The sequence below is a fragment of the Nesterenkonia aurantiaca genome (assembly GCF_004364585.1).
In the GTDB taxonomy this organism is placed as follows: Bacteria; Actinomycetota; Actinomycetes; order Actinomycetales; family Micrococcaceae; genus Nesterenkonia; species Nesterenkonia aurantiaca.
Genome location: NZ_SOAN01000001.1, coordinates 25,077 through 41,207, shown reverse-complemented (window position 1 = coordinate 41,207; position 16,131 = coordinate 25,077). Strand labels below are relative to the sequence as shown.

At 68.9% G+C, this 16,131-nt stretch carries 12 protein-coding genes; 6 read left to right on the top strand and 6 right to left on the bottom strand.

Annotation, left to right across the window (positions count from 1 at the left end; translation table 11 throughout):
* Positions 1-8: 8 nt before the first annotated feature.
* The 6 genes from mnmA to EV640_RS00140 all read right to left on the bottom strand — a co-directional run bounded on the left by mnmA (position 9) and on the right by EV640_RS00140 (position 6,839).
* Positions 9-1,163 carry a tRNA 2-thiouridine(34) synthase MnmA gene (mnmA, locus tag EV640_RS00165; RefSeq protein ID WP_036473684.1) on the bottom strand — a complete coding sequence of 385 codons (1,155 nt, stop codon included), beginning with the start codon at positions 1,161-1,163 and terminating at the stop codon, positions 9-11.
* A gap of 235 nt (positions 1,164-1,398) precedes the next feature.
* Entirely contained in the window at positions 1,399-2,742 is a 1,344-nt protein-coding gene (locus EV640_RS00160; protein ID WP_133725412.1) for a DUF58 domain-containing protein, read from the bottom strand.
* 13 nt (positions 2,743-2,755) lie between these two features.
* Positions 2,756-3,721 carry an AAA family ATPase gene (locus tag EV640_RS00155; protein ID WP_036473745.1) on the bottom strand — a complete coding sequence of 322 codons (966 nt, stop codon included), beginning with the start codon at positions 3,719-3,721 and terminating at the stop codon, positions 2,756-2,758.
* 43 nt (positions 3,722-3,764) lie between these two features.
* Complete coding sequence (locus tag EV640_RS00150) at positions 3,765-5,060, bottom strand: DUF4350 domain-containing protein (RefSeq protein WP_133725411.1); 1,296 nt, start codon at positions 5,058-5,060, stop codon at positions 3,765-3,767.
* Entirely contained in the window at positions 5,057-5,719 is a 663-nt protein-coding gene (locus tag EV640_RS00145; protein ID WP_036473688.1) for a DUF4129 domain-containing protein, read from the bottom strand. Before EV640_RS00145 ends, EV640_RS00150 begins: the two co-directional genes overlap by 4 nt.
* The gene (locus EV640_RS00140) at positions 5,700-6,839 is read right to left on the bottom strand and encodes a DUF7847 domain-containing protein (RefSeq protein WP_036473689.1); all 1,140 of its coding nucleotides are present in this window, start codon (positions 6,837-6,839) and stop codon (positions 5,700-5,702) included. The genes EV640_RS00145 and EV640_RS00140 overlap by 20 nt, the downstream gene beginning before the upstream one ends.
* Positions 6,840-6,987: 148 nt before the next feature.
* On the opposite strand from EV640_RS00140, the gene mtrA reads away from it, so the two are divergent.
* The 6 genes from mtrA to secA all read left to right on the top strand — a co-directional run bounded on the left by mtrA (position 6,988) and on the right by secA (position 16,128).
* A complete protein-coding gene (gene mtrA / locus EV640_RS00135; protein WP_036473691.1) occupies positions 6,988-7,677 on the top strand; it encodes an MtrAB system response regulator MtrA in 690 nt (229 codons plus the stop codon).
* A gap of 77 nt (positions 7,678-7,754) precedes the next feature.
* Positions 7,755-9,536 carry an MtrAB system histidine kinase MtrB gene (gene mtrB / locus EV640_RS00130; RefSeq protein WP_235180922.1) on the top strand — a complete coding sequence of 594 codons (1,782 nt, stop codon included), beginning with the start codon at positions 7,755-7,757 and terminating at the stop codon, positions 9,534-9,536.
* Positions 9,533-11,257 (top strand): LpqB family beta-propeller domain-containing protein, encoded by a 1,725-nt coding sequence (locus EV640_RS00125; RefSeq protein ID WP_133725410.1) that lies wholly within the window; start codon positions 9,533-9,535, stop codon positions 11,255-11,257. The genes mtrB and EV640_RS00125 overlap by 4 nt, the downstream gene beginning before the upstream one ends.
* Positions 11,258-11,459: 202 nt before the next feature.
* Positions 11,460-12,476 carry a ComF family protein gene (locus EV640_RS13630; protein WP_243832164.1) on the top strand — a complete coding sequence of 339 codons (1,017 nt, stop codon included), beginning with the start codon at positions 11,460-11,462 and terminating at the stop codon, positions 12,474-12,476.
* A gap of 126 nt (positions 12,477-12,602) precedes the next feature.
* Positions 12,603-13,292, top strand: coding sequence for a ribosome hibernation-promoting factor, HPF/YfiA family (gene hpf, locus EV640_RS00115; RefSeq protein ID WP_051500829.1), 690 nt, complete (start codon positions 12,603-12,605; stop codon positions 13,290-13,292).
* 223 nt (positions 13,293-13,515) lie between these two features.
* On the top strand, positions 13,516-16,128 hold the full coding sequence (secA, locus tag EV640_RS00110; protein ID WP_084479332.1) for a preprotein translocase subunit SecA: 2,613 nt from the start codon (positions 13,516-13,518) through the stop codon (positions 16,126-16,128).
* Positions 16,129-16,131: the final 3 nt, after the last annotated feature.

Sequence of the window (16,131 nt, the reverse complement as noted above, 5' to 3'; positions counted from 1 at the left end):
CATCCAGCCTACTGGGCGGCGGAGGCCACCGGCTGGTAGTTCTTCGAGCGGGCGGTGTCGATGGTGGCCTGTCCCAGCACCCGGGTGCCCTGGTACATGACGGCGGTCTGACCGGGGGCGACGCCCTGCAGAGCATCCTCGAGCTCCACCATCAGCCGTGGTGCGCCGTCTTCGGTCTCCGGGTGCTCGGCCTCGACCCGAGCGCGGGCGGGCACCGGGTCGGCGTGCGCGCGGATCTGCAGGTCCAGGGAGAACCATTCCCCGGTGGCGGCCTCGGGGACCGGGGCGCCGGCCCAGGAGAGCCGGATGCCGGTGAGCCGGTCGATCTCGAGCAGCTCGCGCGGCCCGGCGACCACGGTGTTGTCCTTGGGCCGGATCTCCAGCACGAACCGGGGCTTTCCGTCCGGGGCGGGGTGGCCGAGCTTGAGGCCGCGGCGCTGGCCCACGGTGTAGGCCTCGGAGCCCTCATGCTCGCCGATCTGCTCGCCCTCGGCGTCGAGGATCGGGCCGTTGCGCAGCTCGATCTGCTCGGCGAGCCAGCCCCGGGTGTCCCCGTCGGGGATGAAGCAGATGTCGTGGGAGTCGGGCTTCTTCGCCACGGAGAGTCCGCGCTCTGCCGCCTCGGCGCGGACCAGGTCCTTTGAGGGGGTCTCGCCCAGCGGGAAGATGCAGTGCTCGAGCTGCTCGGTGGTGAGCACCCCGAGCACGTAGGACTGGTCCTTGGTCCAGGTGGCCGCCCGGTGCAGCTCCGGGCTGCCCTCGGCGTCGCGGAAGACCTTGGCGTAGTGTCCGGTGGCCACGGCGTCGAAGCCCAGTGCGATGGCTTTGTCCAGCAGCGCCTCGAACTTGATCTTCTCGTTGCAGCGCATGCAGGGATTCGGGGTGCGGCCAGCGGCGTATTCGCTGATGAAGTCATCGACCACATCGGCCTTGAAGCGTTCGGAGAAGTCCCAGACGTAGAACGGGATGCCGAGCTTCTCGCAGGCGCGCCAGGCGTCGGAGGAGTCCTCGATGGTGCAGCAGCCGCGGGACCCGGTGCGCAGCGTGCCGGGCATCCGGCTCAGCGCCAGGTGCACCCCGACGACCTCGTGGCCGGCGTCCACGGCGCGCGCCGCGGCCACAGCGGAGTCCACTCCGCCGGACATGGCTGCCAATACCTTCATGAATCTCTTCCCGGTTCCCTGTAGTGGTTGCGCACGCCTGTGCGCCGAGCTGGTTCTTCTGCCCAGTATTCAGCACTTCCGGGGGTCGATGCATTCCCGCCGGTCAGCGCGGGTGTCAGTGAACATCCCAGCGCCGAGGTCAGAGCCGGTGTCAGCGCCGAGGTCAGTGCCGGTGCCAGCGCCGGAGCCAGCCCCCGAGTTCGCCCCAGCCTGAGCCTCAGCCCCGGCCCCGGAACTACAGCCGGCCCGAGGCCTTGAGCCGGATATAGGTGTCGGCGAGCTGCGGCGGCAGCTGGTGCGGGGCGGCTTCGACGACCTCGACCCCGAGCGAGGCGAGCTGGCGGCGCAGCGCCTCCTTCTCGATCAGCGCTCGCTCGGCGGCGGCTGCCCGGTAGACCTCTCCGGCGGTCTCCCGGGCTCGGGCCCGCCGATCCAGCTCCGGGTCGCGCACCGCGGCGAGCACCACGAGATGGCGCTGGGTCAGCGCGGGCAGCACCGGCAGCAGGCCCTCCTCCAGCGAACCGGAGTCCAGCGAGGTCAGCACCACCAGCAGGCTGCGCTGCGAGCTGATCGCTCGGATCTGCCCCGGCAGCTGGGAGAAGTCCGCCTCCACCAGGCGGGGTTCCACCGTGGACATCGCCTCGGCCATCTGATGCAGCAGGTCTCCACGCATCCCGGATCGGGCCTGCGAGCTGAGCCCGCGGTCGAAGGAGAAGTAGTCCACCCGGTCACCGGCCCCCGCGGCGAGCGCGCCGAGCAGCAGCGCGGCCTCCATCCCGGAGTCCAGCCGCGGCTCATCCTCGATGCGCACCGCGGAGGTGCGCGAGGAATCCAAGGCGATGATCACGCGCCGGTCCCGTTCGGGCCGCCAGGTGCGCACCACCAGATGCTGACCCTGGGAGGACTGCCGCCGCGCGGTGGCCCGCCAGTCGATGGAGCGCACATCATCGCCGCGCACGTAGTCGCGCAGCGAATCGAACTCATGCCCGGCGCCGCGGATCTGCACCGCGGTCGCTCCGTCGAGCTCGCGCAGCCGCTGCAGCTTCGAGGGCAGGTGTCGCCGCGAGTGGAACGGCGGCAGCACTCGCAGGGTGTGCCGCACCCGGTGGGTCACCTGGCGTCCGGCCAGGCCCAGCGGCCCGATCGAGCGCAGGCTCAGATGTTCGCTGTGCAGGTCTCCGCGCCGGGTGGGTCGCAGCGCGGTCTCGATCCTTGCGGTCTGGATCCGGGCGGCGGACCCGTTGGGACCGTTCGATCGGCCCGGTCCCAGCCGGATCGGGCTGATCTGCGCGCGTGCACCGGCAGAGGGCTGCCAGCCGTCCTTGACCTGACCCCGCAGCGGGCGCGACCCGGCCTGGTAGACGGTGGTGCTCGCCGTCGTCGCCTGGCCCAGCCGCACCTCGGCGGTCGGCACCCGTTCGACCCGCACGCTGCGCGGCGAGCCGGCGAGCACCATGTCCACCGCGGCGAGCAGGATCAGCAGCACCGCGCAGCCGAGCAGCGTGCCCGGCGCCGGGAACACGACGACGACGGCGCTGAGTCCCAGCGCCACGTAGAGGAAGCGTCGGGTCAGGACCATCGGTCGGCTCCGATCACCGTGGGACCGGCACGGTGGCCAGGATCGACTGCAGCACGTCGTCGATGCTGACCCCGTCCATCGCCGCTTCGGGACGCAGCGAGACTCGATGCCGCAGGCAGGCCGGAGCCAGCGCCTTGACGTCGTCGGGGGTGATGAAGTCGCGGCCAGAGAGCCAGGCCCAGGCGCGAGCGGCGTTCATCAGAGCGGTGGCGCCACGCGGGGAGACGCCCAGCTGGAAGCTCGGGGTCTCCCGGGTGGCGCGGGCGAGGTCGACGATATAGGCCAGCACCTCACCGGCGATGGCGACCTGGCGGACCTGGGCGCGGGCGGCGAGCACGTCCTGGGCACCAGCCACGGCGCGGACCCCGGCCCCGGCGAGATCGGAGGGGTTGAACCCGGCGGCGTGGCGGCGGATGACCTCGATCTCCTCACTGCGGTGCGGAAGATCCAGGTGCACCTTGAGCAGGAAGCGGTCCAGCTGCGCCTCCGGCAGCGGGTAGGTGCCCTCGTACTCCACGGGGTTCTGGGTGGCGGCGACCAGGAACGGATCGGGCAGCGGTCGGCTGATCCCGTCCACCGAGACCTGCCGCTCCTCCATGGCTTCGAGCAGCGAGGCCTGGGTCTTGGGCGGGGTGCGGTTGATCTCATCGGCGAGCAGCAGGTTGGTGAAGACCGGGCCCTCGCGGAAGCTGAAGTCCCCGGTCTTGGAGTCATAGACCAGCGAACCGGTCACGTCGCCGGGCATCAGGTCCGGGGTGAACTGGACCCGCGAGGTGTCCAGGCTCAGCGAGGCGGAGATCGCCCGGACCAGCAGGGTCTTGGCCACCCCGGGCACCCCTTCGAGGAGCACGTGGCCACGGACCAGCAGGCCGATCAGCACGCTGGTGACCGCGGCATCCTGGCCGACCACCGCCTTGGCCACCTCGCCGCGGACCTGGTGGAACTTCTCACGCAGCTCATGGGACGCCTGGTCCGGCATCAGAGACGGGTCCTGGTGGTTCTGCGTGGCAGCGATATCTGGTTCAGTCATTGCTGGTGTTCTTCCCTTGCTGGCGGTTCAGGTGTGTACGGTCTGTGCTGGTCTGCCCGGCGCCGAGCCCGTCGCGGGCTCCGCCGGCCGAGTGGGCGCCGGGGTGATGGTTCAGCGCGGCGCGCTGGACCTCGTCCTCGAGCTGCGCCAGCGATTGGGCGTAGGCGACCAGCTCTGAGTTGCGGCGCGGCTGCTGGGCGAGGAGCCCTTCCAGCTGCGCGGGATCGCGGCGGACCTGCCGGGCGGCGGCGGCGATGATGCTGGCCTCCTGCGGCGCGGCGCCGAGCCGGAGCAGCCGGGCGAGCCGGATCAGGTGGGCGCTGCGCAGGGTGCGCGCGGAGGGTGCCACCGCGTTGGCGCTCTGATACATCCGACCGCGTCCCTCGGCGGTCTCGGCCCCGGGGACCTGGACCGGCAGCGGCTCGCCGACCACCGGACCGGGACGTCGCCCGAGCACCAGCATCATCACCAGCACGCAGAGCAGCAGCCACCAGGCCAGCGGGACGACCCAGTCGGGGAGGAAGTCCATGGGGGAGGCCCACTGCTGATCGTCGAGCGTGTCCACTCCCATCGGGGTGTACCAGATCAGGTCATCCTCGGCGCCGAAGAGCCACAGCGCCAGCGCCGCGTGTCCGGCGTCGGTGATGTTCTGGTTGGTGAACGCCGCCGGGCCGCCGAAGAGCAGGCCGGCGTCGGTCTCGATCAGCATCTGCGCCTCGCCGGCGTCCTCGCTGAACCCGATGAAGCAGCCCGGCGCGTCGCCGAAGAACAGCGCTCCCGGGGCCTGCACCGTGGCGGCGTTGACCGCCGCGTCCACCGGGCACTGCGCCCCGGCCTCCAGCGCCGCGCTGGAGCCGCCGCCGGGGTGGGTTCCGGCATAGCTCGCCGGGCCCTCGGGGTAGAGCGCGGTCAGCAGCTCGGGTCCCTCGCTGAGCAGCACCACCGGACGCTGGTCGCGCTCGCGGAGGCCTTCGTTGAAGGCAGCATCGGGAACGTCCCCGGTGGAGAGGACCACCAGCGGGGCCTCCGGATGCTCGGTCATCAGGTCTCGGGCGATCTCCGCAGAGGCCGCCTGGTGGATCTGCACCTCCTGCTCCTCGAGCACCCCGGCGAGGGCGGCATAGCCGTCCAGCGCGGTGTTCTGCAGGCCGAAGCGATCCATGTCCTCATCGTTGAGCGACTGGATCAGCGCCACCGACAGGAGCCCCAGGATCAGCAGCAGCAGCCAGAACTGCCAGCGCTGGAACCCGTTGCGCAGCGTGGAGCCGAGCGTCGCCGTCGTCGTCATCCGCGCGCCCCCTGATGCTGCTGGGCCTCATGCTGCTGGGCCTCAGAGTGCTGGGGCTCAGGGTGCTGGGCCTCGGGCGGGGACTGCAGCCGCTCGGCCAGGGCGAGCAGCGTGTCGTAGGCGGCCTGGTTCAGCGAGCCGCCGCCGTAGCGGGAGTAGTTGAACAGCTCGGCGGCATGCATCGCCTGCCGGGCCTGGCCCGGGTGTGCCCGCGCCAACGCGGTGCCGGCCTCGGTGGCGGTGCGGCCAACCTGCTCGGCGAGCTCCTGGCGCTCCTCGGCGGCGCGGATCACGGCGCGGAAGAGCTCCCGGCAGGCCTCGTCGAAGCGTCCGGCCTGGGCGTGGGATTTCGCCCGCCGGCGCAGCTGCTCCGCGGTCACCCCGGCGGGGCTGGTGAGCAGCTCGCCGGCGTCGGCGCCGCGCTGCAGCCGGGGCCGCACCAGCACGATGCACAGGATCACCGCGACGAGCAGCAGCACCAGCAGCAGCACCGGACCCAGGGGCAGGTTCAGCGGACCCAGATTCAGGCTCAGCTGGTCCAGCCAGGCGAAGAAGCGGTCTGCGGCTTCGCGCAGCGGCCCGGTGGCGTCGCGCTGGTAGCGCGGATCGCTGAGCTCCTGCTCCAGGAGCCGCCGGGCCTCATCGGGTTCGGGCTGCACCGCGGTCCACCTCCGCGAAGTGCTCGTGGAGATGCTCGATCGAGCCGGGGACCAGACGATCGGCGGGGGTCCGGGCGGACTGCAGCGGCAGGCGCACCGGGTCGGTCGCGGCCAGCAGCGTCACGTCCAGGGCCTCCTGCCGGATGCGGGCGTTGAGGTACATCAGTGAGATCACCGTGCCCACCACACCGATGAACAAGGTGGTCAGCACGGTGCCGTAGAGCTCGGTGAGGGCAAACACGGCGAAACCGGCCCACTCTCCGCCGGGGACCGGTGAGCCCTCGAGCAGCTCGGCGGCGGCCACGGTGACTATCAGCGGCATCGACGCGATCGTGAACACCAGTCCCAGGATCACGTAGAGCAGCGCGACCAGCCCGATGTTGCGCCACCAGCGGCCGCGGTTGAGCTGCCAGGACCGTCCGATCGCGGCGAAGGGGCCCCGTCGCTCGACCACCACGGTCAGCGGGGCGTACATCACCGCGGCGGTGACCCAGCACAGGGCCAGGAAGAGTCCGGGCAGCACCACCACGGCGCCCAGGAACAGGGTGATCACCAGCAGCAGCACGGCCACGAAGAACACCGGCAGCGCCACCACGGACAGGATCAGACCCAGCACCAGAAGGTTGACCACGGTCGGGCCGACCCTGCCCAGCCGCAGCCGGACCGTCTGGCCCATCCCGGTGTGCAGCCCGTAGGCGGCGCGCAGCGTGGGCAGCACCATATAGGCGGCAGCCACCGCGATGACCAGAGAGGTCAGCGCGGAGCTCGCGAAGGTCACCCACAGGAAGCCGGCATCGGCGGCCACGCCCAGCGCCAGGTCCGGGTCCTCGAAGGCGCCCGGGTCGGTGAGCATGCGCATATAGGAGGAAGAGGGAAGCACCAGCATCATCACCAGGGTGAGCCCGAAGTTCACCAGCCCGGCGAGGAACGGGACGCCCAGCACCGCCTTCGGTGAACGGCGGATCACGGCCACGGCGGCGCTGAACAGCTCATCGGCGACCATCCGGCGCAGCGGGAAGACCGATCCCGGGGTCAGCTCCGGATCCTGCGCGGCGCGGGAGGTTGCGGAACCGGTGCCCGGCCACGGCCTGGCACGGTGTGTCTCCGCTGTATGGGTCATCGCCCCTCCTCAAGCGCCTCTGCGCGACTGCCCTCTGCGCTCAGCCTACCGCTCTCATATATCCTGAGTGCGGTGCCGCTTGGAACTGGGCCCGAACCTGCGCGCGCAAGACGTTCTGCGCCGCAGGCCCCCTATGGATGGAGAGCAGATGAAAGCCAGAATCCTGGTCGTCGACGACGACGAAGCGCTCGCAGAGATGATCGGCATTGTGCTGCGCAATGAGGGATTCGAACCCACCTTCTGCTTCAACGGCGAAGACGCCCTGGAGACCTTCCACAGCTCCAAGCCGGACGTTGTCCTGCTCGATCTGATGCTGCCCGGGAAGGACGGCATCGAGGTCTGCCGCGAGATCCGCGAGGAGGCGGACACCCCGGTGATCATGCTCACCGCCAAGTCCGACACCGCTGATGTGGTGCGTGGACTCGAGGCCGGCGCCGATGACTACGTCCCGAAGCCCTTCAAACCGGCGGAGCTGGTGGCCCGGGTCCGCGCGCGGCTGCGCCCAGCCGACCATAATGCCCGGCCCGACGGCGAGAATCTCACCATCGGTGACCTCAGCATCGACGTGGCCGGCCACGAGGTCCGCCGCGGCGAACATCGGATCTCGCTGACCCCCCTGGAGTTCGACCTGCTCACCGCCCTGGCGAAGAAGCCCTGGCAGGTCTGGAACCGCGAGATGCTGCTGGAGGAGGTCTGGGGCTACCGCCACCAGGCCGACACCCGGCTGGTCAACGTGCATGTGCAGCGGCTTCGTTCAAAGATCGAGAAGGATCCGGAGAACCCCGAGATCGTGCAGACCGTGCGCGGCGTCGGCTATAAGGCCGGAGGGCAGGGGTAGTCATTCCAGGCGAAGCTGATCATTCCGCGGATCGCACCGCGTCTCGATCCTCGGCGAGCTCCACCGGCAGCATCCCGGTGATCCGGGACCAAGCCCGGGGCCCGCAGGAGGAGAGTCAGGCGACTGCGGAGTCGGCCGAGGCCGCCGCCGCGAGCTCCCAGCCGGGGCTTCAGCCCGGTGCCAAGCGCAGCTTCGCCGGCACCGCCCGGAGGATCAGCGGGCTGCCCCGCCTGTGGGCGCGCTCGCTGCTGATCCGGGCGGTGTTCTTCACCGGATTGCTCACCATGATCAGCACCATGGCCGTGGCGGCGTTCCTGGTCCAGCAGGTCACCTCGGGGCTCTTCCAGGAGCGCTTCGACCAGGCCGAGCTGGAGGCCGCCGAAGGGCTCGACTCGATCCGCAGCAGCTTCGCGGCGCTGAGCACCAGCAGTCGGACCGAGGCGCAGCAGGACATCCAGTCGATCCTCAACGACGTGGGTGAATCCTCCACGCAGATCCGGCGAGAGGTCATCTTGGCTCCGCTCGACGTTGGCGAGAACCTCTACGTCGACGGCATCACCTCCGGGGGCGTATCTCAGGGCGTGATCTCCGAGGAGCTCACCGACGCCGTCGCCGCAGGCACCGGTCAGTACTGGCAGGCCGTGGAGCTGCGGGCCGAGGGGGACTCCGAGGCGCCCGGGATCGCGTTCGGCACCCAGGTCGACGTCCAGGGCAGCCCCTATGCGCTCTACTTCGTCTACGACTTCTCCCCGGTCCAGGAGAACGTCGCCTTCGTCTTTCGCACCATGCTGGTCGCCGGCGTCGCGATCCTGCTGATCAACATGGCCATCGCCGCCTGGGTGGCCCGCTCGGTGGTCCGTCCGGTCTCCCAGGCCGCGGAGGTCTCGGAGCGGATCGCGGACGGCCAGCTCGACCAACGCCTTGCGGTGCGCGGGGAGGACGAGATCGCCCGCCTCGGACGGTCCTTCAACCGGATGGCCTCAAACCTTCAGGAACAGATCACCCAGCTGGCGAACCTCTCCAAGATGCAGCAGCGCTTCGTCTCCGACGTCTCCCACGAGCTGCGCACCCCGCTGACCACCGTGCGGATGGCCGCCGAGGTGCTGCATGAGTCCCGGGATGACTTCGATCCGATCAACCGACGCTCCACCGAGCTGCTCCACCATCAGGTGGAACGGTTCCAGGCGCTGCTCTCGGACCTTCTGGAGATGTCCCGGTTCGACGCCGGCGCCGCAGAGCTCGCCACCGCCGAGGTTGACCTGCTGGCCCTCACCCGGGAGGTCTTGATCAGTTCCAAGCCGCTGGCGGAGAGCTCGAACACCCCGCTGGGCCTGGTGGTCCAGGGGGAGAACTTCCGCGCCGAAGTCGATGCTCGTCGGATCAGCCGGATCCTGCGCAACCTGATCAACAACGCGATCGAACACGCCGAGGCCCGCCCAGTGGATGTGGTCGTCTCCTCCAGCCCCACAGCCATCGGCATCGCGGTCCGGGATCACGGGATCGGCATGAGCCCCTCCGAGGTTGCCCACGTCTTTGACCGGTTCTGGCGCGCCGATCCGGCCCGAGCCCGCACGACCGGCGGCTCCGGGCTGGGGCTCTCCATCGCCACCGAGGACACCCGGCTGCACCAGGGCGCGCTGGACGCCTGGGGACAGAAGGGTCAGGGCTCCTGCTTCCGTCTGGTGCTGCCGCGCCGCCAGTCAGTGCCCTACCGCGCCTCGCCGATGGCGCTGCCCCCGGTCTACCGGGCGACCGACCGGTACCGCATCGAAAACATCCAGGACCTCCCCGAGGCAGAGCCGGAGCATGACCGGATCAACGAACAGGCGCTCTACCAGCCCAAGAGGGGGGAGTCATGATCCGCCGTCGACTGCTCGCCCTGATCACGGGACTGCTCGCGTTGATGCTCACGCTCGGCGCCTGCTCGCCGCTGCTGCCCACCGACGGGCCGGTGGGCACCTCCGCCCCAGAGTCGGGCGAGGAGCTCACCTACACCCCTCAGGCCCAGCCGCCGCAGACCGGAGCCAACGCCGAACAGATCGTCTCCGGATTCATCCGCGCCGGCGCCGGCGCCCAGGACGACTACGCCGTCGCCCGGGAGTTCATGTCGCCGGAGGCGGCCAGGGACTGGCGACCGGATGCCCGGACCGTGGTCTATTCCTCGGAGCCCCCGGTGTTGGCCTCCGGAGAGAACACCTGGAGCGCCCAGTTTCAGGTGGACTCCGTGGTGGACGGGGCTGGGATTCTGACCCGGCTGCCAGAGAACTCCACCGAGGTCTTGGACTTCACCGTGGAGGAGATCGAAGGGGAGTGGCGGATCACCGACGCCCCCGACGGCACCATGCTCATCGACGGTTCCTTCCAGCAGGCCTACCAGGCCCATACGCTCTACTATTTCGATCCGCAGCTGCGCTACGCGGTGCCGGATCAGCGCTGGTTCCTCAACCGCCCGGGCATCTCCTCGCAGATCGTCGGCGCGCTGCTTGCCGGTCCGGCGCCCTACCTGGAGCCCGCCGTGGTCTCTGCCTTCGGTGAGGACGCCACTCTCGAACGCGCCTCGGTGCCGGTGGACAACAGCACCGCAGCGGTTGACCTCGCCCCGGAGGGCGTGGAGGACGCCTCGCCTGCGGAACGGGCCCTGATGCAGGAACAGCTGGAGCTCGCGCTGACCTCGCTGACCCGGGTCAATGAGGTCGAGATGACCGTGGCCCAGCGGGAGTTCGACATCCCGCTGGAGACGGAACTTCCCGAGGCGGAACGGCTGCGCATCGAAGTCGCCCCCGAGGTCGACTCCACCCAGGTGGGCATCGAGAACGACACCCTGCGATGGCAGAACGACCAGGTCACGCTCTCCATCGGAAGCCTGCCCGATATCGCGGACCTCGACCCACAGGCGCCTGCAGTCCCGGGATCCTCATCGGAGGAGGTCTTCGCGTTCCTCAACGGCGCAGGAGACCAGCTCTACCACCTGCGCCCGGAACGCGCCGAGGACCTGGTGCTCGAGGCCCCTGACCTGACCCGCCCCTCCATGGACAACTACGGCTGGACCTGGACCGCCTCCGCACAGGGCGGTGAGGCTACGGTCCATGCCTTGGCGTACGACGAGTCCCTGGAGCCTGCCACCGCGGAGGTCAGCGCCGACTGGCTCGAAGGCCGCACGATCACCTCCCTGCGCATCGCGCAGGACGGCGCTCGGGCTGCGTTGATCCTCGACGACGACGGCGAACGGGACCTCTACGTGGCCGGTGTCATCCGCGATTCCAGCGGGATACCCCGCGGACTGGGTCAGCCCATGCGGCTGGAGACCTCGGTGGAGCTTGAAGAGGTGCGCTGGCAGGGGCCCGACGCGCTCTACGTCTGGGCCAGCTCCGAGGAGGAGCCCATGACCCCGGAACGGGTCACCCTGACCGGCTCGAACCGGGCTGACAGCCAATTGCTGGGACTCTTGAACATCTCTGTGGGGGAGGGCCAGCAGAAGGTCTTCGCCGAGACCGTGGACGTGCCCTTCCAGAACCTCTCCGGTGACGCCTGGGTGGCCTTGGAGGAGATCGAGATCCGCGACCTGGCGTTCCCGGGCTGAGCCGCAGAGACCGCTGAGCCGCTGGGCTGCTGGGCTGCTCGCACGCTGAGCCGCTGATGTTCGGGCCCGCCGCGGCGTGCTGCCCGAGCCGCAGCCGCACGTGGTCTGCCCCAGCTTCGGGTGACGGGGCGGCGGCACCCCGGTTCTCCCCAGCGGCACCGGCGCTCAAGACTCGGAGCCGCGGTGCCGCGAAGATCGGTGCATGAGTTCGATGCCCCAGCGCCCGGCCCGGCTCGTCCGCTCCGTGGACCGGATCTGGTTCGGTCCCACCGGGGTGGCTCTGCGCACGGCGCTGCGCGGCGCGGCGGGGCTGGTCTCCCCGGTGTGGTGCATCGGCTGCGCCGAGCAGGATATGGTGCTGTGCGCACCCTGCGCGGAGGAACTGCACCTGGTGACCCGCACGCCCTTCCCGGCCGAGGACCAGGCCCTGGCCCTGCCGCTGCTGATGGAGGGGCAGGTCCTCACGGTGCTGCCGGTCAGCGCCGCCGGGCGCTACGAGGGACTGCTGGCTCGAACGGTGCTGGGATTCAAAGACCACGGGGCCATCGGCCTGAGCGCCGCGCTGGGACCCGGGCTGGCCCGCGCGCTGCGCCTGGCGGCGGCGCGCGCCCTGGCGGAACCCGGCGCGGAGCCTGCCGGGGAAGCTGACGGGGAGCCTGCCGGGGAAGCTGACGGGGAGCCTGCCGGGGAAGCTGACGGGGAGCCTGCCGGGGAAGCTGACGGGGAGGCTGCCGGGGAGCCTGGCGGGTTGCCGTCCTGGCTGTTGGTGAGTCCGCCGCCGTCGCTGCGGTCCCGGCTGACCCGCGGCTTTGATCCGGTGCAGCTGCTGCTCGACCGTGCTCTTGCGATCTCCGAGCCGGAGCTGCGCCGGCTCGGACTGAGGCCCACGCGGGTTCCAGGGCTGCTGCGTGCCTCTCGTGCCGCAGCGCTGAGTTCCCTGAACCCTCGGCACGGCCGGCAGAAGACCCGTGGAGCGCGAGCGCGGCGTCGCCGCTCGGTGGGAAGCATCGAGCTGACGCCGCGGGGTCGGAGCCTGCTTCCCGGTGCCCAGGTGCTGCTGGTCGATGATGTGCTCACCAGCGGGTCCACCCTGGCGGAGCTGTACCGGGTGCTCACCGCCGCGGGAGCCCGGGTCCGCGGCGCCGCGGTCTTCGCGGCAGCCCCTGGACCTGGGGCTGGATTGGAGTTTCAGCTCGGGAGAGCTTCGCCCGAGGCGTAAATGGTGACGTGGGTCGCTCGGGGGATTAGTGTGAGGTATGGGTAACTTCTTACAGTCCCATCGCAGCGGCGAAGGGAGATCGTTCCCCTCCCCGCTGTGCCTGATATTGGATACGAGGAGGACAGAATGACTCTGCAGGTCAACTTCACTGGCCGAAACATCGCGATCCCCTCCGCCTTCAAGGAGCACGTCGAAGGGAAGCTCGAGAAGATCGAGCAGCTCACCGACAAGGGGCATCGCCTGGAGATCAAGGTCTCCAGCGAGAATTCCCACCGCCGAGCCGATACCAGCATGACCGTCGAGCTGACCGTCATCGGCCGTGGCAAGGTCATTCGTTCCGAAGCGCAGGCCGGGGACAAGTTCGCCGCCTTCGAGATCGCCCTGAACAAGCTCACCGAGCGACTCAGGCGCACCCTGGACAAGAAGAAGTCCCGCGCCCACGCCTCGCACAACGGAGCCGCCGATGTGGCCGCCGCGATGGCCAGCATCCCGCCGGTCGCCACCGACCGTCCGCTCTATGAGCAGGTCCTCGATGCTGAGGCGGCCGACGATGTGCCGCCCACCGAGGATGAGGCGGAGTCCAGCATCAAGATCCGACGCAAGGTCTTCCCGGCCAAGCCGGTCAGCGTCGACGCGGCAGTGGATGCGATGGAGCTGGTCGGCCACGACTTCTACCTCTTCGTGGATGCCGCGACGGGTCAGCCATCAGCGGTCTACCGCCGCCGCGGCTGGACCTACGGCGTGATCTCGCTGGATCAGAACAGCAGCGATCAGCATGAGCCGGTGGTCGAGGAACTGGCCTACCAGGCCTCCTGACCTCCACCCCACACCCCAACCCCCATGTTGAGGGGCGGATTCTCCGGGCACTTCATGCCCAAACGGGCTTAGAAGCTCGGAGAATCCGCCCCTCAACGCTGTGGGGAAGCGGTTGCGCGCAGGTGTTCGGGGGCTCCGGGAGGGAGCGCGTAGAATGATTGATGGTGATTCATGCCTATCGTGAGTCTCCGCCGAACCAGTAGACACCGATGGAGAACTGGCTGTGCCCACTCTGCTTGAACGAATCCTCAAGACCGGGGACAAAAAGATCCTCAGGACTCTGCGCTCCTACGCGGATGCGGTGAACCTCCTGGAGGACGAGTTCAAGGAACTCAGCGACGCCGAGCTGCGCGCTGAGACCGAGCGCTTCCGGGAGCGCCTGCGCGACGGCGAGTCGCTGAACTCTCTGCTGCCCGAGGCCTTCGCCACGGTCCGTGAAGCGGCCGACCGCACGCTGGGTCAGCGCCACTACGACGTACAGCTGATGGGCGGAGCGGCCCTGCATCTCGGTGACATCGCCGAGATGGGCACCGGCGAGGGCAAGACCCTGGTGGCCACCGCCCCGGCGTATCTCAACGCACTCAGCGGCAAAGGCGTCCACGTGGTCACCGTCAACGACTACCTCGCCAAATACCAGGCGGACCTGATGGGACGCGTCTACCGCTTCCTCGGACTCAACGTCGGCACCATCACCAACGACCTGAAGCCGGCCGCTCGCCGTGAGGCCTACGCCGCCGACATCACCTACGGTACGAACAACGAGTTCGGCTTCGACTTCCTGCGCGACAACATGGCGCAGTCCCTGGACGACCTGGTCCAGCGGGAGCACCACTACGCGATCATCGATGAGATCGACTCGATCCTCATCGACGAGGCCCGCACCCCGCTGATCATCTCCGGCGCCGCCTCCGCCGACATCTCCCGCTGGTACAGCGACTTCGCCACCCTGGTCAAGAAGCTTCACATCGACGAGGACTATGAGGTCGACGAGAAGAAGCGCACCGTCGGCGTGCTGGAGTCCGGGATCGACAAGGTCGAGGACTACCTCGGGATCGAGAATCTCTACGAGACTCAGAACACCACACTGATCCAGTACCTCAACAACGCCATCCGGGCCAAGGAGCTCTACCGTCAGGACACCGACTATGTGGTGTCCCAGGGCGAGGTGCACATCGTCGATGAGCACACCGGACGCATCCTCAAGGGACGGCGCTATAACGAGGGCCTGCACCAGGCCATCGAGGCCAAGGAGCAGGTCCGGATCAAGCCGGAGAACCAGACCCGGGCCACCGTGACCCTGCAGAACTACTTCCGCAGCTACGAGAAGATCTCCGGCATGACCGGCACCGCCGAGACCGAGGCCGGCGAGTTCATGTCGACCTATAAGCTCGGCGTCGTCCCGATCCCCTCGAACCGCGCCCGTCAGCGCAGCGACCACAACGACCTCGTCTACAAGAACGAGGTGGTGAAGTTCGAGGCGGTGATCAAAGACATCGTCGAACGCCACGAGAAGGGCCAGCCCATCCTGGTCGGCAGCGAATCGGTGGAGAAGTCCGAGTACCTCTCCAAGAAGCTGGCCCAGGCAGGCATCCGCCACGAGGTCCTCAACGCGAAGAACCACGAGCACGAAGCCACCATCGTGGCCCAGGCCGGCCGCAAGGGGTCTGTCACCGTGGCCACGAACATGGCCGGACGCGGCACCGACATCATGCTCGGCGGCAACGCGGAGTTCAACGCCGTCCGCGAGATGGAACGCCTCGGTCTGGATCCGGAGAAGGACGCCGAAGCCTATGAGGCGAGGTGGAACGAGGTCTTCGACCGCGCCAAGGCCGAGACCAAGGCCGACGGCGACAAGGTCCGGGAACTGGGCGGGCTCTACGTGCTGGGCACCGAGCGGCACCAGTCCCGACGCATCGACAACCAGCTGCGCGGACGCTCCGGACGTCAGGGCGACCCCGGCGAGTCCCGCTTCTACATCTCCTTGACCGATGACCTCATGCGGCTCTTCAACCAGGCCGCCGCGGCACGGATCATGAACTCCAAGGCCATGGACGATGAGATCCCGGTGGAGCACAAGTTCGTGTCCTCCGCGATCGCCAACGCCCAGCAGCAGCGCGAGGGTCAGAACACCGAGACCCGCAAGAACGTGCTCAAGTACGACGACGTGATGAACCGGCAGCGCCAGGCCATCTACTCCGACCGCCGCCGAATCCTCGAAGGCGACGACGTCCACGAGAAGGTCCAGCACTTCATCGAAGACGCGGTGGGCCTGATGATCGAGGAGAAGACCACCGCGTCCTCCTCGGAGGAATGGGACCTGGAGGCTCTCTGGGAAGAGCTGAAGTCGCTGTATCCGGTGTCGTTGAGCATCGAGGACCTGATCGAAGAGGCCGGTGGCATCGATCAGCTCAACGTCAAGATGCTCAAGCGTGAGCTCATCTCCGACGCCAAGGTCGCTTACGAGAACAAGGCGGAGGAGATCGGGGAGGCCGCCATCCGGCAGCTCGAGCGCCGGGTCCTGCTCACCGTGATCGATGAGAAGTGGCAGGAGCACCTCTACGAGATGGATTACCTGAAGTCCGGGATCGGGCTGCGCTCGATGGCTCAGCGTGATCCGCTGGTGGAGTACCAGCGCGAAGGGTTCCTGCTCTTCCAGACCATGGCCGACAGCGTCCGCGAGGACTCGGTGCGGCTGCTCTTCAGCGCAGAGGTCACCGCGAAGGCTCCCGAGACCGCCATGCCGAATCTTCCAGGCGTCAAGGACGGCAGGATGTTCGCCGCTGGCAAGCGGCTGCGCGTTCCTGGTCTGCAGGACACCACCGCGACCCAGGGCTGAGCC

What these genes read in the sequence shown, in the direction of transcription:
- EV640_RS00160 (WP_133725412.1), bottom strand. Translation starts at nt 2,742, where the DNA reads ATGGTCCTGACCCGACGCTTCCTCTACGTGGCGCTGGGACTCAGCGCC.
- mnmA (WP_036473684.1), bottom strand. Translation starts at nt 1,163, where the DNA reads ATGAAGGTATTGGCAGCCATGTCCGGCGGAGTGGACTCCGCTGTGGCC.
- hpf (WP_051500829.1), top strand. Translation starts at nt 12,603, where the DNA reads ATGACTCTGCAGGTCAACTTCACTGGCCGAAACATCGCGATCCCCTCC.
- EV640_RS00125 (WP_133725410.1), top strand. Translation starts at nt 9,533, where the DNA reads ATGATCCGCCGTCGACTGCTCGCCCTGATCACGGGACTGCTCGCGTTG.
- EV640_RS00155 (WP_036473745.1), bottom strand. Translation starts at nt 3,721, where the DNA reads ATGCCGGACCAGGCGTCCCATGAGCTGCGTGAGAAGTTCCACCAGGTC.
- EV640_RS00140 (WP_036473689.1), bottom strand. Translation starts at nt 6,839, where the DNA reads ATGACCCATACAGCGGAGACACACCGTGCCAGGCCGTGGCCGGGCACC.
- EV640_RS00150 (WP_133725411.1), bottom strand. Translation starts at nt 5,060, where the DNA reads ATGACGACGACGGCGACGCTCGGCTCCACGCTGCGCAACGGGTTCCAG.
- EV640_RS13630 (WP_243832164.1), top strand. Translation starts at nt 11,460, where the DNA reads ATGAGTTCGATGCCCCAGCGCCCGGCCCGGCTCGTCCGCTCCGTGGAC.
- mtrA (WP_036473691.1), top strand. Translation starts at nt 6,988, where the DNA reads ATGAAAGCCAGAATCCTGGTCGTCGACGACGACGAAGCGCTCGCAGAG.